Here is a 20,628-nt window from a genome sequence, read left to right on the forward strand (position 1 = left end):
GTCATGAACCGACCGCTTCGATATAAGAAAAAGCGAGGACATCCGTACGAAAGTGTCCATGCGCTCTCGAGAAAACTGTGATAAAAACTCCGCGCCGGCAGAAAATTCTGTCAGCAACGTTCTCAGGGCGGGGTGCGACTCCCCACCGGCGGTAATAGCGCGCAATGCGTTTAGCCCGCGAGCGCTTGTGGTCCAGGTAGCTTCGGCCCCTGCTCCGACAAGGTCAGCAGACTCGGTGTGATTCCGGGGCCGACGGTCATAGTCCGGATGAAGAGAGAACGGGATTGGCACCAAAAAGGCCGGATCGTGAGCATTGTCATGAACACTTTTATGTTTTGACCGTGATCGCGCCGCCCCCTTGAATCCCATTCGATCCAAAACGCCCTGTTTTTTTTATAAACAGGAGTCAGAACTGATGCAACTCACCGCAATCGATAGCAAAAGCAAAAGCCACCCGAACGAGCGCATCGCTTTTATCCAGGCCTGCTGGCACAAGGATATTGTCGATCAGAGCCGTAAAGGTTTTGTCGCTGAAATGGCAAACCAGGGCTACGCCGAAAGCGATATCGATTTCTTCGAAGTCGGTGGCGCGTTTGAAATCCCCTTGCACGCCAAGCTGCTGGCCAAAACTGGTCGCTACTCAGGCATTGTCGCGGCAGGTCTGGTGGTCGACGGCGGTCTCTATCGCCACGAGTTCGTCGCTCAGTCGGTCGTCAGCGCATTGATGCAAGTGCAAATGGAAACGGAAATACCGGTATTTTCCGTGGTCCTCACGCCGCATAACTTCCATGCTGGCGATGAACACCAAAAGTTCTTCTTCGAGCATTTCGTGCTTAAAGGTGCAGAAGCAGCAGAAACATGCGCAGACACCCTGAACAAACTGCGCAGCCTGCGCCGTGGCGAAATTCAGCAGAGAGTCGCGGTTTAGTCCACGAATACCTCTTCGCTCCCGATACTGTGGGAGCGAATTTATTCGCGAAAGGGGTCTAGCAGACGCAGGGAATCCGTTAGACACCACGGATTGTTTTGCGTAAAGCTCAAGCCAACTGGTCAGCTGTTGTCGGCACGATCAGAATGCCAGCGCGCAGGCCGTTCTTGACCTTGGGATTAGGGAAGATAATACGGGCGCCCTGCTCTTCGACGACCCAACAGGTATCGGCCAGGTCATTGGCCAACAGAAAGCCTTGGTCCAGCTCCGAAAAATTCTCGATGTCAGCGGGCAAGTTCAGCTTGAACGCATCGCTGTGCTTGATGATTTCCCGGGCCACGCTGAATAGCTGCAAACCGTTGAGCGGCTGATCTTCAAGCGGTGGCTCCGTGCCTTCGATCATTTGCTTAAGGCGCTTTTCGAGTAACTGCAGATTGACCTGCTGGTTTTGCCCAAACGGCCGTGCCTTGCCCAATTCCAAGGTAAAGGACTCGGCGCCCAACTTGTCGTAGGTGTAAGAGCTGAAGACGATCGACGCCTTGTTTTGCAACAATACGGCTTCCATCCCTGCCGCCCGCAAGCGCGCCAGTTCAGGGCGCGAGTGCTGACGACCTTCCTTCCACGGGTACAGTGCAAATTGCTCGATCTTCGAGCCGCGAATAGCCGTGTGCAGGTCGTAATGCAACCGATAACGATCCGGCAGACTGAAGAAACTGGCCGCCAGACGTTCCAGCTCACAGGCCCGTAAAGCCTCGAAGCCGCTGGTCTGTTCATGGCGCCCGTTGAACAGCCGGTTCACATCCTGCTCGATATAACGCTCCCCGCGACGCATGGCCTCAGGGTTACCGAACAGAAACAGAATACGCGCCCGCGGCTTTAGATCACCGCGTGCAATGTCATGAATCAGTTGATCCAACAACTCGATAGGCGCTGTTTCATTGCCGTGTATACCGGCGGACAACAGCAGATCCATGCCGTTGTCACGCGCTTGGGGCGGACGGACTTCAAGCGCCCCTTCGCTCATCCAGCGCATACGCACGCCTTCGACAGTCAGTTGAGTCTTTTCCGCTGGTTCATGACCAGCCAGGGTCAGTTCAAGCAGCTTGCCGAGAGCGAGCATACGTCGTGCTCCTTATTGAGCGGGCGTGGTATTTCAGTGATCGTGAGCGCAGTCAGGACCGTGAACATGTTCTTCATCGTCGCCCACTTCAGCCGGCTCCATTTCCAGTTGCAAGCTGACCAGGTTGGTCGCCAATGGGCGTAACAACAGGTTAGCGTATTCGGCGTCACCCTCTTCGACATCGACGCCGATCAGCAACTGGCCACGGCCATCGTTCTGAATCCACAGCTCTTTGCCTTGCCACATGATCGCAACACGGGTGCAAGAGGTTTCCAGCTGGGTGCCGTCGGTGTCTTCAAGGATCAACTGCAGGGTGTCGCTCATAATCGGGTGCTCTTTTGAGAGGAAAATCTCGCACCCCGATATTTCAAGGGCGCGGGTTTTCAATTGATTTGGAAAGGATAGACCGAGCCTAGTTTAAGGATTTGCGTCAGTTCATCCAGTGCCGTGCGGCATTCAAGCAACAATCCTGGATCGGTCAGGTCTGTTTCGCTCATACGATCGCGATAGTGCTTGTCGACCCATTGGGTCAGCGTGGCGTACAAGGGCGCCGTCATGATAACCCCTGGATTGACCGCCGCCAGCTCGGTTTCGTTGAGTGCGACCCGCAGCCGCAGGCACGCCGGACCACCACCGTTCTGCATGCTTTGCTTGAGATCGAAGACTTTCACTTCAGCGACCGGGCCATCGTCAGCGATCAAGCGCTGCAAATACTGCCAGACGCGTTCGTTGCCACGGCACTCTTCCGGGACGATGAGCAACATCGAGCCGTCGGCGCGGGACAGCAATTGGCTGTTGAACAGGTAGGAGCGCACGGCGTCTTCGACCGCGACTTCGGCGCGCGGCACGCAGATCGCACGGAAGCGTCCGCCGCGTCGAGCCAGTTTGTCGTGGAGCTCAGCCAGCATGTGCTCGGTATTGAGGAACGCATCTTCGTGATAGAACAGCAGCTCGCCGTTACCCACCGCGATCACGTCGTTGTGAAATACCCCTTGATCGATCACCGCCGGGTTTTGCTGGGCAAAGACCACACCGTCTTCGCTCAGACCGTGCAAGCGCGCAACCGCCTGCGATGCTTCAAGGGTTTGTCGCGCCGGGTACTTTTGCGGCTCCGGGTAACGCGTGTCGAATGCACTGCGTCCAAACACGAAGAACTCAACGCCGGCTTGACCGTAGTCGTGGCAGAAACGGGTGTGGTTGGCTGCACCCTCATCGCCGAATTGTGCCACTGCGGGTAACGCCGCGTGATGGGCAAAGTGCTGCTGATTGGCGAACATCGCCCCTAACACGCGGGTTGTCGTCGGGTGTTCGATGCTGCGGTGGTACTTGCAATTAAGGTTGGCGGCAGTGAAATGCACGCGACCATCCGCGGTGTCGGCGCTCGGGCTGACCGTGGCGGCGTTAGCCACCCACATGCTTGAGGCCGAGCAACTGGCGACCAACAACGGCATGGCGTCTTTGGCGGCTTGCTGTATTACCTGCGCGTCGCTGCCACCGAAACCCAGAGCGCGCAAGGCAGCCACATCGGGGCGTTCTTGCGGAGCCAGTACGCCTTGGGTGAAGCCCATTTCCATCAGGGCTTTCATCTTCGCCAGGCCTTGCAACGCCGCTTCCCTTGGGTTGGAAGACTGCTGGCTGTTACTCTGGGACGCAACGTTGCCGTAAGACAAGCCGCCGTAGTTATGGGTCGGCCCCACTAAACCGTCAAAATTGACTTCATATGATTTCATCGGCGAGGCTCCATGTATCTGTTTTTATGGGCATAGGTTCCTGATTTTCTGTAGGAGCTGACTTGTCTGCGATCGAGTGCGAAGCGCTCGCAAAGAGGGTGAATTCACCTTCGCTTGAAAGTCCTTCGTGTCGGGCGCAACCCCGGCCTATCGCAGACAAGTCAGCTCCTACACGGGATCGGCGCTCAGGAAAGCTTTACACCCGGGGTCAACGTAGCCGGCAAACTGATACGAGGCGCTTCCAGTGAGGCCACCGGGTAGGCACAGTAATCGGCTGCGTAATACGCACTGGCGCGATGGTTGCCCGAGGCACCCACACCGCCGAATGGCGCGCTGCTGGCGGCACCGGTCAATTGCTTGTTCCAGTTGACGATACCGGCACGGCTTTCCAGCCAGAACTGCTCATAACGCTCTTCCGAGTCCGACAACAAGCCCGCTGCCAACCCATATTGGGTGGCGTTAGCTTCCGCAATGGCCGCATCAAAATCAGCATAGCGGATCACTTGCAGCAGAGGCCCGAACAGCTCCTCATCGGGGCGATCAGTGACATCGCTGACATCCAGAATCCCAGGCGTCAGCAAGGCAGCCTGTGCCTGTGGCTGGGTCATTTCCAGCAACGCCACGGCGCCATTGGCCAGCAGATGCTCCTGAGCGTCGAGCAAGGCACGCGCAGCACCCAAGGAAATCACCGAGCCCATGAAGGGCGCTGGTTGCTGATCGAACGCACCGACTTCAATAGTGGCGGTGACGGCTACCAGACGCGCAAGCAAGGCATCGCCCCACTCACCTTCAGGCACCAGCAAACGGCGGGCGCACGTACAACGCTGCCCAGCGGAGATGAACGCCGACTGAATCACGGTGTAGACCGCCGCATCGAGGTCTTCGACCTGATCGACAATCAGCGGATTGTTGCCACCCATTTCCAGGGCCAGGATCTTGTCCGGGCGCCCAGAGAATTGTTGGTGCAGCAGGTTGCCTGTACGGCTGGATCCGGTGAAAAACAAACCGTCGATTCCAGGGTTGGCCGCCAGCGCAACGCCGGTTTCGCGCGCGCCTTGCAACAGGTTCAATACACCCGCTGGCAGCCCGGCCTCAATCCAGCACTTGACCGTCAACTCAGCGACTTTCGGCGTTAGCTCGCTGGGCTTGAACAACACGGCATTGCCCGCCAGCAGCGCCGGAACGATATGCCCGTTCGGCAAATGCCCCGGAAAGTTGTAGGGACCAAAAACAGCAACCACGCCGTGAGGCTTATGACGCAGCACAGCGGTAGCGTCGCCCAATGGGCCGCTCTTCTCGCCGGTGCGCTCACGGTAGCTCTGCACTGAAATAGCGATTTTGTTGATCATGCTGGTGACTTCGGTGGCCGACTCCCAGAGCGGCTTTCCGGTTTCTTCACCAATGCAATGCGACAGTTCGTCCGCATGGCTTTTCAGGCTGGCAGCAAACGCCTCAAGCACTGCAATGCGATCATCCAGAGAGCGCTTGGCCCAGGCCGGAAATGCCTGACGCGCGGCTTGCACAGCCGCGTCAACTTGCGTGGCTGTTGCGCCCTGGCCGGTCCATAGAACGCGCTGAGTGACAGGATTCAACGATTCAATTTGCTCGCCCTGCCCTGCTTGCCAGGTGCCTGCGATATAAAGTGTGTTCATCAGATAGCCTCCCTAGCGGCGGATAAAGGCACCGCACGTACTTGATCACCTGCGCTCAACTGCAGACGTTTTGCGGTCATCGGGTCGACGACCAGCGTGCCGGCAGCGAGCCGTGCGGGTGCTGCAGTGATACGGCAGTCTTCGCGCTTGCGGTTGTGGATCAGGAACGGCGTCGCGTCATCGCCCGGCGTACCGACAGCCAGTACCAACGCCTGGCTATCGTGCACCGCACGGATCTTCGAGGTTTGACATTCCACAGCGGGGCCGGCGTCAAAAATATCGACGTAGCCCTGATAACTGAAGCCTTCGCTTTTCAGCATCGCCAATGCAGGTTCGGTGTCGGGGTGTACACGGCCGATGATGTTGCGTGCATCTTCAGAGAGGAAGCAGGTGTACAGCGGGAACTTGGGCATCAGTTCGGCGATGAACGCCTTGTTACCCACGCCCGTCAGGTAATCAGCCTGGCTAAACTCCATTTTGAAGAAGTGACGACCCAGGCTTTCCCAGAACGGCGAATGCCCCGCTGCGTCGGACATGCCGCGCATTTCAGCGATGATCTTGTTGCCGAACAATTTCGGGAACTCGGCAATGAACAGCAATCGCGCCTTGGCCAACAAGCGACCGTTAAGGCCGGTGCGAGCGTCGCCGCGCAAGAACAGTGAACACAGTTCCGAGTTTCCGGTCAGGTCGTTGGCCAGAAAAAGCGTCGGAATCTCGCGATAGATCTTCAATTCCTGCGACGCGCTGACCGTCAGGCCGACCCGGTAGTTGTACCAAGGCTCACGCAGCCCCACGGCGCCTGCGATGGCAGAAATCCCTACCACCTGGCCGTCATCGTCTTCAAGGACGAACAGATAATCCGCATCGGCGCGCTCGGCCTCGCCGCGAAAGGTTTTCTCGGCCCAGCCGACCCGATGCGCCAGGCGCTCTTCATTGGCCGGCAGCGTCGTCAGGCCAGGGCCTGTAGTGCGCGCCAGCTCAATCAGTTTCGGTAAGTCGCTGCTGCGTACGGGACGAACGATCATGCTATCTCCTCAACCGGACTCCCTCGGGAGCCCGCGAATCTCGCTAAACCTGCAAACCAGACACTGAATAGTCGGATCTGTTAAACCGCAACAATGCGCACGCTGGCGCCTTCACCAGCGCCCAGGGCCTCGGCGGCTTCCAGACTCAAGTTCACCGGTTTGCCCGGTGCCCAGTCGAGTTCCAGCAGCACGGCGCGGTAGTCCTGCAACTGGCCATTGGCAACCAGATACAGACGTCCACCCTTGCCCATTTCGCCCATTTTCACGGGCACCACTCGGCTCTGAGCAATCGAACGAATGCCGGACACTCGCGCATGCAAGGTCGGGCCACCGTCGAAGATGTCGATGTAGTGATCGGTCTCGAAACCTTCACGCATCAGGATGTCGAAAGTGATCTGCGCGCGCGGGTGAACCTGGCCCATGGCCTCTTGCGCGGCGTCGGGCAGCAGCGGTACGTAGATCGGGTAATGCGGCATCAGCTCGGCGAGGAATGTCCGGCTTTTCAGGCCGCACAGGCGCTCGGCCTCGGCATAGTTCAGGTCGAAAAAGTTGCGCCCGATGGCATCCCAGAATGGCGAGTCGCCGTGTTCATCGCTGTACCCGACGATTTCCGTTACCACCGAATCGGCGAAACGCTCCGGGTGGCTGGCGACAAACAGCAGTCGTCCACGAGAATTGAGTTCCGACCAGTTTGTACCGACCAACTCCGGCACCACATAGAAACTGGTCAGCAGGCTATTGCCGGTCAGGTCGTGACACTGCGACAGCACGTGAATCTTGTTATGGATCTTCAGTTCACGCGACGCATGAACGAAGGTCTCATTTCGGAAACTGTAGAAGGGCTCGGAATAACCCGCCGAAGCGACGATCCCGGAACAGCCGACCAGCCGCCCGGTTTCGCTGTCTTCGAGGACAAAGAAATAGCTCTCTTCGCCGTTGAAACTGACTTCAGCCGCAAACGACGCTTCCGATGCCGCGATTTTGTCAGTCAATCGACCGGCATCATCCGGCAGGGAAGTGACACCAATCGGGCTGTCTGCAGCCAGACGCTGTACTTCGCCCAGATCAGCCATTTGCGCGGGGCGCATCACCAGCATGGTGTCACTCCTTACCAGAAAAACAGGCCGACATCCGCCGGCTCAGAAAAAAACACTGCGTGGCCTATAGCCCACCCAGTACGAGAAAGAAGCCCGACGCCAGCCTTATGGCCAACGTCGGGGATACAGCGTTTTGTATCAAATGCTCATCAAGCCTGAGTCAGCTTGGCGATGGCACGCTCGAAACGGTTCAGCCCTTCGTCGATATCGGCTTCGGTCACCACCAGACTCGGTGCGAAACGAACAACATCGGGACCGGCCTGCAGGATCATCACGCCTTCTTTTTCAGCGGCGTTGAAGAAATCTTTGGCCTTGCCTTTCCAGGCATCGCTGAGGACGCAACCGAGCAACAGACCCAGGCCACGAACCTGGGTGAATACGCCGTATTGCTCACCGATTGCTTCAAGACGGGTCTTGAACAGTTCGCGCTTGGCTTTCACACCCGCCAGAGTTTCTGGCGTATTGACGATATCGATCACCGCTTCAGCCACGGCACACGCCAGCGGGTTACCGCCATAGGTGGTGCCGTGGGTGCCGACGGTCAAGTGTTTGGCCAGCGCTTCGGTGGTGAGCATCGCCGCAATCGGGAAACCGCCGCCCAGGCTCTTGGCGCTGGTGAGGATGTCCGGGGTCACGTCGTAGTGCATGTAGGCGAACAGCTCGCCTGTGCGACCCATGCCCGTCTGCACTTCGTCGAACACCAACAATGCGTTGTGTTCATCACACAGCTGGCGAGCGCCTTGCAGGTAAGCCAGTTCGGCAGGAATGACACCGCTCTCGCCCTGAACCGGTTCTAACACTACCGCACAGGTCTTGTCGGAAATGGCTGCTTTCAGCGCCTCAAGATCGTTGTACGGGACGTGGGTAATGCCCGTGATTTTCGGACCGAAGCCGTCGGAATACTTGGACTGACCACCCACGTTCACGGTGAACAACGTGCGACCGTGGAAGCTGTTGATCGCGGCAATGATTTCGTATTTTTCCGTGCCGTACAGGTCAAATGCCACCCGGCGCGCCAGCTTGAAAGCCGCTTCGTTGGCTTCGGCACCCGAGTTACAGAAGAACGCACGATCAGCGAACGTCGCGTCAACCAGCTTCTTCGCCATACGCAGGGCGGGTTCGTTGGTGAACACGTTGGAGACATGCCACAGCTTATTGGCTTGCTCGGTCAAGGCGCTGACCAATGCAGGGTGGGCATGGCCAAGCACGTTCACGGCGATCCCGCCGGTAAAATCGACCAGTTCGCGGCCCGATTGATCCCAGACTCGGGAACCCTCACCTCGCACAGGGATAAAACCCGCAGGCGCGTAGTTAGGGACCATCACCTGGTCGAAATCGGTGCGTTGCACCTGAGCATGCTCAACGGACATCGGAGTCTCCTGAAGAGGAACGCCTGCCTGAAACTGGCAAGCGATGGGAGGATTGTAAGGGCTGATTTCGGTCCGGCCTTGCCGCCAAGCGACAACTTGTTACAGCGCCAAACCGTGTTTTTCCGTGGCTTTCGGCAATGCGACATATAGCGTCGGAAAAAAGCAGTTTAAACGTTTTAATGGATTGTCTGACATGCCGCCTTCGCGAATAAACTCGCTTCAACAGAAGACCTACGCAACGTGTGTAGGCTGTGTGGGAGCGAGCTCATTCGCGAAGGGCCATCAGATACAAATCACCCGCGCTCGGAAGGCACCGATGACAATTCGAACGGGCTGCTGCTACGGCGCTGGTTGCGATCTTCGCGCGGGGTGGCGCCGAAGAAGTTGCGGTAGGCGCTGGAAAAATGCGGACCCGAGGAAAACCCGCAAGACAGGCCGATCTGGATGATCGACTTACTGGTCTGCATCAGCATTTGCCGAGCCTTGTTCAGGCGCAGTTCCAGGTAATACTGGCTTGGAACGCGATTGAGGTACTGCTTGAAAATCCGCTCCAACTGCCGACGTGACACGCACACGTGCTGGGCAATTTCGTCAGTGGTCAATGGCTCTTCGATGTTGGCTTCCATCAGCAGCACAGCCTGAGTCAGCTTCGGATGGCTGGAGCCCAAACGGTTTTGCAGCGGAATACGCTGACGCTCTCCGCCCTCTCGGATGCGTTCTACCACCAGCTCTTCCGACACAGCGCCCGCCAGCTCTGCGCCATGATCACGCGCCAGCACCGCCAACAGCAGATCAAGCACCGAAAGACCACCGCACGCGGTCAGACGATCACGGTCCCAGTCGAACAGATGACTGGTGGCGATCACTTTCGGAAAACGCTCGGCAAAGTCATCCTGCCAACGCCAGTGCACCGCTGCGCGATAGCCATCGAGCAGACCCAGCTGGGCCAGTGGATAAACGCCGGCGGACAAACCACCGATCACACACCCGGCACGCACCAATTGTTTGAGCGCACTGCTCAACACCGAGGTCATTTGCGCAGGCGGCTCATCGGCCAGCAGAAACAGTTTTTGACACCCTTCCAGACGCCCGGCCCATGGTTCACCGGGCAATTGCCAAGCACCTTCAACTGGTGGCTCGGCCTGCAAGAACAGCAATTCGTAAAGCACTTCTGGATGGACGCGCTGTGCAACACGCAAGGCTTCCTCGGCCAGCGCCAGCGTCATGGCTTTAGTGCTGGGCCAAATCAGGAAACCAATTCGATGGGCAGTCATGGCGTACAGTCCGAAACGTGTCGCGGTTGTGGGTCGAGCATCAGTGCGCTCGATCTTTATTCAGATGAAGCCAGGTCATGGATCAAAAGATACCGGAGCATGACCTGTTTTGGTGCGCAAATCTTTGTTAAAACATTTCAATTATTTCAGGCTGCCGGACAAAAACTGCTGAAGCCGTTCCGACTGCGGGTTGATCAACACTTCACGAGGATCGCCGCGCTCTTCCACCACACCCTGGTGCAAAAAGATCAACTGGTTCGACACTTCACGAGCAAAGCCCATTTCATGGGTCACCACCACCATGGTCCGGCCTTCCTGTGCCAGTGCCTGCATGACCTTGAGTACATCGCCTACCAGTTCCGGGTCAAGCGCAGAAGTCGGCTCATCGAACAGCATGACCTCTGGCTCCATCGCTAAAGCACGGGCAATCGCAACGCGCTGCTGCTCCCCACCGGACATATGCCCTGGGTAGGCATCCTTGCGGTGCGACACGCCAACCTTGGCCAGGTAATGCTCGGCCTTTTCCAGCGCATCCTTTTTAGACATACCGAGCACATGGATCGGCGCTTCGATGATGTTTTCCATGGCCGTCATGTGCGACCAGAGATTGAAGTGCTGGAACACCATCGACAGTCGCGAACGCATGCGCTGCAACTGTTTAGGGTCAGCAGCTTTCAGGGCGCCGTCCTTGTTTGCGACCAGCTTCAGCTCTTCGTTGTTCAGCAGGATTTTGCCTGCGTGGGGCTGTTCGAGCAGGTTGATGCAGCGCAGAAAGGTACTTTTACCCGAGCCGCTGGAGCCGATGATGCTGATCACATCCCCAGCCTTGGCCGTCAGGGAAACACCCTTGAGCACTTCATGACTGCCATAGCGCTTATGCAGGTCTTGGACTTCCAGTTTGTTCATGCTTTCGGTTCTCACAAAACAGTCAGTCAGTCGCTGAGCAGGCGTCCGTGACGGAGCGGTGTACGCCCTGCCACTTTGGCCAGCCAGAAACCAGGTTGGGCGTAACGTAGCCGTTCAGTTGCGTAGAGCACTCCGGACGTGCCGGCACACACTGTGCTGACCCGATCGGACAAAGGATCGATGACTTCGAACAACGGTTCGCCGACCTCAACCCATACGCCTGCACGGCGTAAATAAGTCACCACGCCGGGATGGGGCGCGAAGTGCAACTGCGTGCCTTCGAAGGGCATTGCTTCGCACGCTTCTCGCGTCGGTTGCGGCCAGTCACCGCTGATAAAGCCTTGCTCGGCGAGGAACGCCAGAATGCCCTCGGCGTAGGCCTGAGCCTCATCCCTGCCAGTGTCGGCCTGCCCACCCAATTCAAGGGTGGTCGCCATACAAGCCAACGAGATTTGCGCCTCGGGAAAAATCCGTGACAGACGCAACCACGGCAACGAGCATGCCTCGTCGAACGAACTGCCACCCGATTCTTCAGCCAGCAAGGCGACGCTGACATTCAGGTGCGCCGCCAACGAACGCCAGCGCGACCAGTGTTGCGGCAAGGCATACATGTGCAACGCGGCTTCGGCGTCGCAATGCAGGTCCAACACCACATCAGCCGTGCACGCATGACCGAGGAGCAAACGCTGCAGACCTTGCAATTCACTGCTCGGTGCTGGCAACGCAGCCAGGACGGCGGTCATTGCCTGACGGATCAACAGGGTATTGGCATGCGGATCATCGCCCAACTGGCCTTTCAACAGCTCGGCCACCGGCTCGCTCAGCTCGGAAAAATCACGGTTGAAATTCTTGCCGCTGCCAAACTCGAAACGTCCTTGATGAGCACCTTGCAACAACTGCCCCAAGCCAATGGGGTTAGCCACTGGCACCAACTCGATGACACCCTTGAGCGCGCCCTGCTCTTCAAGTTGCGCCAGGCGCTTTTTCAGTTCCCAAGCCGTACGCATGCCCGGTAATTCATCGGCGTGCAGGCTGGCCTGAATATAGGCCTTGCGCTCACCGCTGCCGAATCGGAACACGCTCAACTGGCGCTCGGTGCCGAGGCTGCTCCACGGCAATGAGTCATCGATACGCTGCATGGGTCAGGCCTTGCGTGGGGCGAGGTAGCCCAGCCAATGACGCTCGGCCATCTTGAACAGCCGAACAAGAATGAAGGTCAGGCACAGATAGAACGCGCCAGCAGTAATATAGGCCTCGAACGGCAGATAGAACTGCGCATTGACCGTACGCGCAGCGCCCGTGATGTCGATCAAGGTCACGATGGACGCCAGACTGGTGGTCTGCAACATCATGATCACTTCGTTACTGTATTGCGGCAGTGCCCGGCGCAAGGCCGATGGCAGCAGAATCCGCCGGTACATTTTCGAGCGCGACATGCCCATGGCCTTGGCCGCTTCGATCTCGCCAGCCGGTGTAGACCTTAAGCTGCCAGCGATGATTTCAGCGGTGTAGGCGCTGGTGTTGATCGCGAAGGCCAGGCAGGCGCAAAACGTCGCGCTGGACAGCCATGGCCAGAAGACGCTATCACGAACGGCCTGAAACTGGGCCAGCCCGTAGTAGATCAAAAACAGCTGCACCAGCATCGGCGTGCCCCGGATCACATAGGTGTACAGCCAGGCAGACAGGTTGACCCACGGCTGCTTCGATACCCGCATCAAGCCTAACGGCAAGGCCGCGAGCAGACCGAAGAGCAAGGAAATGGCCAGCAACTTGAGGGTGATCAGCAGTCCACCGAAGTACAGCGGCAAGCTTCCCCAAATGACGTTGTAGTCGAAGATCATAGATCAGCCGCCCTTACGCCTACCGAGTAGCGCTTCTCAAGATAACGCAGGGCAAGTAACGACACGCTGGTGATCACCAGGTACATCGCAGCCACTGCCAGAAAGAAAGTGAAAGGCTCGCGGGTGGCATCTGCCGCCTGCTTGGCCTTGAACATCATGTCTTGCAGGCCGACCACGGAAATCAACGCGGTGGCCTTGGTCAGTACCAGCCAGTTATTGGTAAACCCAGGGATCGCCAGGCGAATCATCTGTGGTACCAAAATCCGGAAAAATACTTTGAAACTGCTCATGCCATACGCCATACCGGCTTCAGCCTGACCTTTGGGGATTGCCATGAATGCACCCCGGAAGGTTTCCGACAGGTACGCACCGAAGATAAAACCCAGCGTGCCGATACCGGCCAGCAATGGGTTCAGATCAATGTAATCGTCATAGCCTAGCAACGGCGCGACACGGTTGAGCAGATCCTGGCCGCCATAAAAAATCAGCAGGATCAAGACCAGATCCGGAATTCCGCGTATCACCGTGGAGTACAGATCACCCAACCAGGCCAGCCAGCGCACCGGCGACAAACGCAATGCCACGCCAATCAAACCGAGGACGATCGCCAGGGCCATGGACGACAAGGCGAGCTGCAGCGTCAGCCATGCGCCATCGAGGATGACAGCCCCGTAACCTTTCAACATGATTCAGGTCCTCAAGCGTGAGAATGAAAAATGGCGCACATCAGACAGTCCAGAGCCACTGCTGCTAGCGCCATTGCGAGCGTTACGCGGCGTATTTACTCGCCGTAGATGTCGAAATTGAAATATTTGTCCTGAATCTGTTTGTACTTGCCGCTGGCACGAATGGCGACGATGGCCGCGTTGATCTTGTCCAGATCCGCCGTATCACCTTTACGCACAGCGATACCGATGCCGTCGCCGAAGTATTTGGTATCGGTGAATGCAGGACCTGCGAAAGCAAAACCCTTGCCCGCGTCGGTGTTGAGGAAACCGTCCTGCAACAGGGTTGCGTCGGCCAGGGTGCCATCGAGACGGCCAGCAGCGACGTCCAGGTAGATTTCGTTTTGCGAACCGTAAGGAACGATTTCAGCGCCCAACGGCTTCAGGACTTCCTGAGCGAACCGGTCGTGGATCGAACCGCGTTGTACACCGATTTTCTTGCCTTTGAGCTCAGCGAGACTTGCACCGACTACCGTGCCGTCTTTCATGACCAGACGCGCAGGGGTGTTGTAGTACTTATTGCTGAAATTAACCGATTTTTTGCGGTCTTCAGTGATAGACATCGAAGACAGAATGGCGTCGATCTTGCGCACCTTCAGTGCCGGGATCAGACCATCGAACTCCTGTTCGACCCATGTGCACTTGACCTTCATTTCGTCACACAGCGCATTGCCGATGTCGTAGTCGAAACCAACGATGCTGCCATCCGGAGCTTTCGACGCAAAGGGAGGGTAAGCAGCCTCGATACCAATTTTGAGTGGTTTTTCATCAGCGAACGTCGGCTGTGCCAACACGGACAGCGCCAAGGCGCCCAGAAGCATGAGTTTTTTCATTATTAGGTCTCCATCGGTATAGGGCGACACATGGCAGAGTGAGCGACAGCCCACTGTGCGAAGGGGTCAGCATGGGGTAGCGACGCCGGGACGGTCGTGTCGGACCTTTCACACGAAAAGTCACACAAAAAGCCTTTAGCGATTGATTGGCATTTTAACGACAGGCCCGAAGTCGATATTTCTTCAATGCGACAACTAGTTACAAAAGCACTGAGAAAGCTGACCTGGAATATTGACAGGCCCTACATACTATGTAGAGCCAAAAGACATAAAACCTTTAGATATAGCAAATTGCGGGCCCATTATTAGCAAAGGCCTCTATTTCGGCAACCTTGGCGTATCGATTTGTTTTAAGAGCACTTGAAATAGCAGCCGAACCCTACAGACCGTTCCTCTCGGCCCCGAAAATGAGCCGGCGGTTACACATTTGGTTACCAGACTGCACCTCGGTAACAGTGAAGGCTTCCTGCAATGAAGCCGATATATATCTCGTTTTGAGTTTTATTTTGTGCAGGCTGTATGGACGCGAATTTACTCGCCAATGGCTTTACGCAAAGCGCTCGACCACCCACTGACACACACAAAAACGCCCCGCCAGGTATGCACCTGGCGGGGCGTTTCTTAGGTTCTGAACCTAGCCTAGAAATCAGGCAGCGTTCATGATCCTGTGCTCATCGATCAAGTGCTGCACCACACCCGGATCGGCCAGGGTGGAGATATCACCTAAGCCGTCGTAATCCCCCGTGGCAATCTTGCGCAGAATGCGGCGCATGATTTTGCCCGAGCGGGTCTTCGGCAGCCCAGGCGCCCACTGAATGACATCGGGTGAAGCGATGGGGCCAATTTCCTTGCGCACCCAGTTTCTCAACTCCAGACGTAGCGCTTCGCTAGGCTCTTCGCCGCCATTGAGGGTGACGTAGACATAAATGCCCTGCCCTTTGAGATCATGCGGCACGCCGACCACAGCGGCTTCGGCGACTTTCGGGTGGGCAACCATCGCACTTTCGATTTCAGCAGTACCCATACGGTGCCCGGAAACGTTGAGCACGTCATCCACACGCCCGGTGATCCAGTAGTAGCCATCTTCGTCACGTCGTGCGCCGTCGCCGGTGAAGTACATGCCACGGAACGTCTTGAAGTACGTGTCGACGAAACGGTCATGATCACCGTACAACGTGCGCGCCTGACCCGGCCAAGAATCGAGAATAACCAGGTTACCTTCAGCGGCACCTTCGATGAGGTTGCCGAGGTTATCCACAAGCCCTGGCACAACGCCGAAGAACGGTCGCGCCGCCGAGCCCGGCTTGAGCGCATGCGCCCCTGGCAGCGGACTCATCAAGGCGCCGCCGGTTTCGGTCTGCCACCATGTATCGACGATCGGGCAGCGGCCCTTGCCGACGGTGTGGTAGTACCAGTTCCAGGCTTCCGGGTTGATCGGCTCACCGACCGAGCCCAACAGGCGCAGGCTTGAACCATCACCACCCTGCATCGCAGCCTCACCTTCAGCCATCATGGCGCGAATGGCAGTCGGTGCGGTGTAGAGGATATTGACCTTGTGCTTGTCGATGATCTTAGACACTCGCGTGATGTCCGGGTAGTTCGGCACCCCTTCGAACAACAACGTGGTCGCGCCATTAGCCAGTGGGCCGTAGACGATATAGGTGTGCCCCGTGACCCAGCCCACGTCGGCCGTGCACCAAAAAATCTCACCCTGTTTGTAGTCAAACACACGCTCATGGGTCAACGCGGCATACAACAGATAACCGCCCGTGGTGTGCTGCACGCCTTTGGGCTTGCCGGTGGAGCCTGAGGTGTAAAGAATGAACAGCGCCTCTTCGGCGCCCATTTCTTTGGGCGCGCAATGGCTGGAGGCAACCTTCATCAGGTCTTCGTACCAGATATCGCGATGCTGGTGCCAGGCGATGTCGCCGCCTGTGCGCTTGCAGACAATAATCTTCTGCACACTGGCGGTTTCCGGATTGGTCAGCGCCAGGTCGACGTTAGCTTTCAACGCCGTGCGCTTGCCACCCCGCAGGCCTTCGTCTGCAGTAATAACGATTTTCGATTTGCAATCGATGATCCGCCCGGCCAACGCTTCAGGCGAGAAACCACCGAACACTACCGAGTGAATCGCGCCGATCCGGGTACAGGCCAACATGGCGACCACAGCTTCGGGGATCATCGGCATATAGATAGTGACCACATCGCCGCGGTGCACATCCTGGCCGCGCAATGCGTTGGCGAACTTGCAGACTTCTTCGTGCAGCTCGCGATAGGTGATGTTGCGATGTTCGGAAGGGTCGTCGCCTTCCCAAATGATTGCGAGCTGATCACCGCGCTCGGCCAGATGACGGTCCAGACAGTTGTAAGAGACGTTCAATGTGCCGTCAGCGAACCATTTGATGTCGACGTGGTGATCGTCGAAGGAGGTCTGCTTGACGGTGGTGAAGGGCTGAATCCAATCCAGACGCTGGGCCTGCTCGCGCCAGAAGCCATCAGGATTGACCACCGACTGCTGGTACATGGCCTTGTAGGTTGCTTCATCGGTCAGGGTTGTAGCTGCTACGTCAGGGCGCACAGGATAGACGGAAGCCGCACTCATCTTTATTACCTCGGTGGATAGTTGTTATTTTATGGATCCGTTGTATCTGCCCCACCCCATTCAGGCCATTCGACAATGGTCTTACCGAACTACTACCTCCTTACGGCCCGGGCTGCACCGCTCGGCGGCCAAGGGCCAGCACTGTGGCAAAAAGTCGCGGCGCCGACCAGCGGTGGCGTGATTCGCTTTTTGAGGATTATTACAGCTTTTACCAACAGTCTTTATCAGAACACTTCATATATGAACCTGACAGGCAGGCCTATAATTATTGCTGCCAACCGGCAAACGATTAACACGTAACAGCCCCCACAACGGCATGTTAATCACTGTGTAAACTTAGTGACACGCCTGGTTCCACAAGAACCAGGCACTCCCTCGCGACAGCAATAAGGACATTAGAAATGAAAGTTGCATTGATGGTCATGGCCCTCAGTAGTTTTAGTGTTGCTGTGATGGCGGCTGAAACAACCGCCACCTCAGTCAACTCGACTCCCCCCGTAGAGGAGTACACCTATACCACTCACCTGGACATCGCCAAAGTCGTTTCGATGAGCGAAATTCCTAACGTTTGCAAGGTCGTGCCAGCCCGAATGACTTACGAAGACTCAAAAGGTGTAGAGCACGTGCTTGAGTATCGCGTTATGGGCAATGGTTGCACCAATGGTTGAATCGTCCGCACGGATCTCAGCCAACACGTCAACGCCTCCTGAAACCCTCCACAGAGGCGTTGACGGCCTCCAGGATTCATGACCGCCGCCGGATTACTCAACCCCGTACGTCACCCACTTTTTGACACTTTCCCTTAATACCCCTATACGCGCCTTACATTTATTCGCACGTTAGTTAACTCCATTATCGCCAAAAATATACCGAACTTTATAGCGTTTAATTATTACCCCTGCTCGTGTTTCCCCACCTGATAGCCACGCAATTTGTTGGCAATCGTTGTATGCGACACGCCTAAACGTTTGCCCAACTGCCTGCTGCTTGGATGTTCCGAATAGAGACGCTCCAGCACCGCTTTTTCGAAACGTCCGACAATGTCATCCAGTCCTCCCTCCAACGAAAAATCGCCCAGGGGCTGACGCACCCCATAGTCTGGAAGACGGATATGTTCAGCCTTGACCACGCCTCCCTCGCACAACGAGACCGCCTGGAACAGAACGTTTTCCAACTGCCGTACGTTACCAGGCCAATGGTAATGACTCAGGCGCTCCATAGCGGCGGGTGCCAGCTTGGGCAAAGGGCAGCCAATCTGGCGACTGGCCTGATCGAGGAAGTGATCGACTAACGGTGGCAATCCGTCCAGGCATTCGCGCAGCGGCGGGATATGCAGCGATAACACGTTGAGCCGATGGTAAAGATCCTGGCGGAACTCACCACGGGCACACAGTTCGGACAGATCGACCTGTGTAGCACAGATCACCCGTACATCCAGATAGACCTCTTCGTCGCTGCCGACCCGACGAAAGCAGCCGTCCTGAAGGAAACGCAGAAGCTTTACCTGCAAGCGCGGACTCATTTCACCGACACCATCGAGAAACAGCGTGCCGCCTGCAGTCAACTCCAACAAACCCAGCTTGCCTTCGGCCCGCGCCCCTTCAAATGCGCGGGGGTCATAACCAAACAGTTCAGTTTCGGCCATGGATTCTGGCAGCCCGGCGCAGTTAAGCGCCATCAACGGCGATTGCCCCCGCGGGCTGGCAAGATGACAAGCCCGCGCCAACAACTCTTTACCGGTCCCCGTTTCGCCTTCAATCAGCAACGGTGCATCCAGAGGCGCCATGCGTCGGGCCTCGCGGACCACCGCTGCCATGACTTTAGAGCTTTGGAAAATACTGTCGAAGCCGCGCAGCTCTTGCTTGCGCACATGATAAATGCGCTCGCCGACCCGATCTGCCCGGTGCAGGGTCAATACCGCACCGGCCATGGCTTCGCTGTCGTCGTGCTCCGATTGCAACGGTGCAATATCGGCAAGGAACACATCACCCTTGACCTTGACCCGCAGCCCGTTGATCCGCGATTTATTGGTACGAACCAGCTCCGGCAAGTCGAAATCTTCGGTATAGCGCGACAGCGCAATGCCCGGAACCTCATCGACCCGCACGCCCAGCAACTGCGCCGCCGCGCGGTTGGCGGCGACGATGGAGCCTCCCATGTCAATGGACAACACAGGGAACTCCAGCGCGCCTAGCAGTGCATTAAGCTCCATGTGTCGTCGTTCACTGGGCATCAACCCGACGCGCTTGACCCCAAACACTCCGCCAATGGCCTCGAACTTGGGCCGCATGGCCTGGAACTGCAGATTGATCAGGTTTGGGCAATGCAGATAAATCGCGTTGCCATGCTCGCCTCCCACCTCGCCCCGCGCCACGTTGACCCCGTACTCGACCAACAGATTGAGAATGTCACGAAGGATGCCGATGCGGTTTTGACAGTGCACTTTGATGCGCATGAACGATTCGATCCTGTTTACCGGGCTAATATTTTTGTGGTGCGCCTCAGTTAGTCGTCAAGATTATGTTACAGCCACCCCCTAAATAACATCATTCCGACACAAGGATTACGGCACAGCAGTGCTTTCGTAAACTTATCGTTACGAAATACGGTCTATTCTATAAGACACACCCCAGTCCACCTGCTGTCAGGACGGATCGTTTGAGTTATCTCTAGAGCCATAACAGCTCCTTTATAACAACAACGAATTGCCTACAGGAGAGCAGCATGACGCAAACGCACTACGTGGCGCGTGAGCCCGACGCGAATGGTTTTATCGACTACCCGCTTGCCGAGCATGCGGTGTGGAATACCCTGATCACTCGACAATTGAAGGTGATCGAAGGCCACGCCTGCCAGGAATACCTCGATGGCATCGAGCAACTGGGGCTGCCCCATGACCGCATCCCGCAATTGGCCGAAGTCAACAAAGTCCTTGCTGCGGCCACCGGTTGGCAAGTCGCTCGCGTCCCGGCCCTGATTCCTTTCCAGACCTTTTTCCAATTGCTGGCGAATAAGCAGTTCCCGGTGGCAACGTTCATTCGCAGCGAAGCGGAGCTGGACTACCTGCAAGAGCCGGACATCTTTCATGAGATATTCGGTCACTGCCCGCTGCTGACCAATCCGTGGTTTGCCGAATTTACCCACGCCTATGGCAAGCTCGGCTTGAGTGCGACCAAGGAGCAGCGCGTCTATCTGGCACGCCTGTACTGGATGACCATCGAGTTCGGTCTGGTAGACACCCCGCAGGGCCGCCGAATCTACGGTGGCGGCATTTTGTCCTCGCCCAAAGAAACGGTTTACAGCTTGTCATCCGCGCCCGAACATCAGACGTTCGATCCGCTGGAGACGATGCGCACCCCGTATCGAATCGATATCCTGCAGCCCTTGTATTTTGTCCTGCCAAACCTAAAACGGCTGTTCGACCTGGCCCACGAAGACATCATGGGCATAGTCCAGCAAGCCATGCAGCTGGGCCTGCACGCACCAAAATTCCCACCTAAACCCAAAGCTGCCTGATCAGGAACC

The 20,628-nt window shown here is 56.9% G+C and carries 18 protein-coding genes and 1 riboswitch; of the genes, 3 read left to right on the plus strand and 15 right to left on the minus strand.

What is annotated here, in order from left to right; genetic code table 11:
- Positions 1–114: 114 nt before the first annotated feature.
- Positions 115–284: riboswitch (FMN riboswitch) on the plus strand.
- 131 nt (positions 285–415) lie between these two features.
- Positions 416–928 carry a 6,7-dimethyl-8-ribityllumazine synthase gene (locus AC1ME2_RS05340; protein ID WP_480439761.1) on the plus strand — a complete coding sequence of 171 codons (513 nt, stop codon included), beginning with the start codon at positions 416–418 and terminating at the stop codon, positions 926–928.
- Between the two features lie 109 nt (positions 929–1,037).
- Here the strand turns inward: AC1ME2_RS05340 and astE are convergent, their stop codons facing one another.
- The 14 genes from astE to acs all read right to left on the minus strand — a co-directional run bounded on the left by astE (position 1,038) and on the right by acs (position 17,103).
- Positions 1,038–2,048 carry a succinylglutamate desuccinylase gene (astE, locus tag AC1ME2_RS05345; RefSeq protein WP_480439762.1) on the minus strand — a complete coding sequence of 337 codons (1,011 nt, stop codon included), beginning with the start codon at positions 2,046–2,048 and terminating at the stop codon, positions 1,038–1,040.
- A 33-nt stretch (positions 2,049–2,081) separates the two neighbouring features.
- On the minus strand, positions 2,082–2,372 hold the full coding sequence (locus AC1ME2_RS05350; protein WP_480439763.1) for a topoisomerase II: 291 nt from the start codon (positions 2,370–2,372) through the stop codon (positions 2,082–2,084).
- Between the two features lie 59 nt (positions 2,373–2,431).
- Entirely contained in the window at positions 2,432–3,778 is a 1,347-nt protein-coding gene (astB, locus tag AC1ME2_RS05355) for an N-succinylarginine dihydrolase (protein WP_480439764.1), read from the minus strand.
- A gap of 185 nt (positions 3,779–3,963) precedes the next feature.
- Positions 3,964–5,433 (minus strand): succinylglutamate-semialdehyde dehydrogenase, encoded by a 1,470-nt coding sequence (astD, locus tag AC1ME2_RS05360; protein WP_480442012.1) that lies wholly within the window; start codon positions 5,431–5,433, stop codon positions 3,964–3,966.
- Positions 5,430–6,455 (minus strand): arginine N-succinyltransferase, encoded by a 1,026-nt coding sequence (gene astA, locus AC1ME2_RS05365; protein ID WP_480439765.1) that lies wholly within the window; start codon positions 6,453–6,455, stop codon positions 5,430–5,432. Before astA ends, astD begins: the two co-directional genes overlap by 4 nt.
- Positions 6,456–6,535: 80 nt before the next feature.
- Complete coding sequence (gene aruF / locus AC1ME2_RS05370) at positions 6,536–7,552, minus strand: arginine/ornithine succinyltransferase subunit alpha (RefSeq protein ID WP_480439766.1); 1,017 nt, start codon at positions 7,550–7,552, stop codon at positions 6,536–6,538.
- 149 nt (positions 7,553–7,701) lie between these two features.
- Complete coding sequence (locus AC1ME2_RS05375; protein ID WP_480439767.1) at positions 7,702–8,922, minus strand: aspartate aminotransferase family protein; 1,221 nt, start codon at positions 8,920–8,922, stop codon at positions 7,702–7,704.
- Positions 8,923–9,215: 293 nt separating this feature from the next.
- On the minus strand, positions 9,216–10,196 hold the full coding sequence (argR, locus tag AC1ME2_RS05380) for a transcriptional regulator ArgR (protein WP_219064512.1): 981 nt from the start codon (positions 10,194–10,196) through the stop codon (positions 9,216–9,218).
- A 141-nt stretch (positions 10,197–10,337) separates the two neighbouring features.
- Positions 10,338–11,102, minus strand: coding sequence for an ABC transporter ATP-binding protein (locus AC1ME2_RS05385; protein ID WP_480439768.1), 765 nt, complete (start codon positions 11,100–11,102; stop codon positions 10,338–10,340).
- 26 nt (positions 11,103–11,128) lie between these two features.
- On the minus strand, positions 11,129–12,241 hold the full coding sequence (locus AC1ME2_RS05390; protein WP_480439769.1) for a succinylglutamate desuccinylase/aspartoacylase family protein: 1,113 nt from the start codon (positions 12,239–12,241) through the stop codon (positions 11,129–11,131).
- Between the two features lie 3 nt (positions 12,242–12,244).
- On the minus strand, positions 12,245–12,943 hold the full coding sequence (locus AC1ME2_RS05395) for an ABC transporter permease (RefSeq protein WP_480439770.1): 699 nt from the start codon (positions 12,941–12,943) through the stop codon (positions 12,245–12,247).
- The gene (locus AC1ME2_RS05400) at positions 12,940–13,629 is read right to left on the minus strand and encodes an ABC transporter permease (protein WP_480439771.1); all 690 of its coding nucleotides are present in this window, start codon (positions 13,627–13,629) and stop codon (positions 12,940–12,942) included. The genes AC1ME2_RS05395 and AC1ME2_RS05400 overlap by 4 nt, the downstream gene beginning before the upstream one ends.
- 95 nt (positions 13,630–13,724) lie before the next feature.
- Complete coding sequence (locus AC1ME2_RS05405) at positions 13,725–14,501, minus strand: ABC transporter substrate-binding protein (RefSeq protein WP_480439772.1); 777 nt, start codon at positions 14,499–14,501, stop codon at positions 13,725–13,727.
- Positions 14,502–15,147: 646 nt separating this feature from the next.
- Positions 15,148–17,103 (minus strand): acetate--CoA ligase, encoded by a 1,956-nt coding sequence (gene acs, locus AC1ME2_RS05410; RefSeq protein WP_480439773.1) that lies wholly within the window; start codon positions 17,101–17,103, stop codon positions 15,148–15,150.
- 401 nt (positions 17,104–17,504) lie between these two features.
- Here acs and AC1ME2_RS05415 point away from each other — a divergent pair, with 401 nt between their 5' ends.
- Positions 17,505–17,771 (plus strand): DUF2790 domain-containing protein, encoded by a 267-nt coding sequence (locus AC1ME2_RS05415; protein ID WP_480439774.1) that lies wholly within the window; start codon positions 17,505–17,507, stop codon positions 17,769–17,771.
- Between the two features lie 224 nt (positions 17,772–17,995).
- On the opposite strand, the gene AC1ME2_RS05420 is transcribed toward AC1ME2_RS05415, so the two are convergent.
- The gene (locus AC1ME2_RS05420; RefSeq protein ID WP_480439775.1) at positions 17,996–19,558 is read right to left on the minus strand and encodes a sigma-54-dependent transcriptional regulator; all 1,563 of its coding nucleotides are present in this window, start codon (positions 19,556–19,558) and stop codon (positions 17,996–17,998) included.
- A gap of 269 nt (positions 19,559–19,827) precedes the next feature.
- Here AC1ME2_RS05420 and phhA point away from each other — a divergent pair, with 269 nt between their 5' ends.
- Positions 19,828–20,619, plus strand: coding sequence for a phenylalanine 4-monooxygenase (gene phhA / locus AC1ME2_RS05425; protein WP_480439776.1), 792 nt, complete (start codon positions 19,828–19,830; stop codon positions 20,617–20,619).
- The last annotated feature ends 9 nt before the right edge of the window (positions 20,620–20,628 follow it).

The sequence above is a fragment of the Pseudomonas sp. ASL9 genome (genome assembly GCF_056680335.1).

Excerpts from the sequence above, each read along its gene's own strand:
- AC1ME2_RS05340 (WP_480439761.1), top strand. The coding sequence starts at position 416 with ATGCAACTCACCGCAATCGATAGCAAAAGCAAAAGCCACCCGAACGAG.
- astE (WP_480439762.1), bottom strand. The coding sequence starts at position 2,048 with ATGCTCGCTCTCGGCAAGCTGCTTGAACTGACCCTGGCTGGTCATGAA.
- AC1ME2_RS05350 (WP_480439763.1), bottom strand. The coding sequence starts at position 2,372 with ATGAGCGACACCCTGCAGTTGATCCTTGAAGACACCGACGGCACCCAG.
- astB (WP_480439764.1), bottom strand. The coding sequence starts at position 3,778 with ATGAAATCATATGAAGTCAATTTTGACGGTTTAGTGGGGCCGACCCAT.
- astA (WP_480439765.1), bottom strand. The coding sequence starts at position 6,455 with ATGATCGTTCGTCCCGTACGCAGCAGCGACTTACCGAAACTGATTGAG.
- aruF (WP_480439766.1), bottom strand. The coding sequence starts at position 7,552 with ATGCTGGTGATGCGCCCCGCGCAAATGGCTGATCTGGGCGAAGTACAG.
- AC1ME2_RS05375 (WP_480439767.1), bottom strand. The coding sequence starts at position 8,922 with ATGTCCGTTGAGCATGCTCAGGTGCAACGCACCGATTTCGACCAGGTG.
- argR (WP_219064512.1), bottom strand. The coding sequence starts at position 10,196 with ATGACTGCCCATCGAATTGGTTTCCTGATTTGGCCCAGCACTAAAGCC.
- AC1ME2_RS05385 (WP_480439768.1), bottom strand. The coding sequence starts at position 11,102 with ATGAACAAACTGGAAGTCCAAGACCTGCATAAGCGCTATGGCAGTCAT.
- AC1ME2_RS05390 (WP_480439769.1), bottom strand. The coding sequence starts at position 12,241 with ATGCAGCGTATCGATGACTCATTGCCGTGGAGCAGCCTCGGCACCGAG.
- AC1ME2_RS05395 (WP_480439770.1), bottom strand. The coding sequence starts at position 12,943 with ATGATCTTCGACTACAACGTCATTTGGGGAAGCTTGCCGCTGTACTTC.
- AC1ME2_RS05400 (WP_480439771.1), bottom strand. The coding sequence starts at position 13,629 with ATGTTGAAAGGTTACGGGGCTGTCATCCTCGATGGCGCATGGCTGACG.
- AC1ME2_RS05405 (WP_480439772.1), bottom strand. The coding sequence starts at position 14,501 with ATGAAAAAACTCATGCTTCTGGGCGCCTTGGCGCTGTCCGTGTTGGCA.
- acs (WP_480439773.1), bottom strand. The coding sequence starts at position 17,103 with ATGAGTGCGGCTTCCGTCTATCCTGTGCGCCCTGACGTAGCAGCTACA.
- AC1ME2_RS05415 (WP_480439774.1), top strand. The coding sequence starts at position 17,505 with ATGAAAGTTGCATTGATGGTCATGGCCCTCAGTAGTTTTAGTGTTGCT.
- AC1ME2_RS05420 (WP_480439775.1), bottom strand. The coding sequence starts at position 19,558 with ATGCGCATCAAAGTGCACTGTCAAAACCGCATCGGCATCCTTCGTGAC.
- phhA (WP_480439776.1), top strand. The coding sequence starts at position 19,828 with ATGACGCAAACGCACTACGTGGCGCGTGAGCCCGACGCGAATGGTTTT.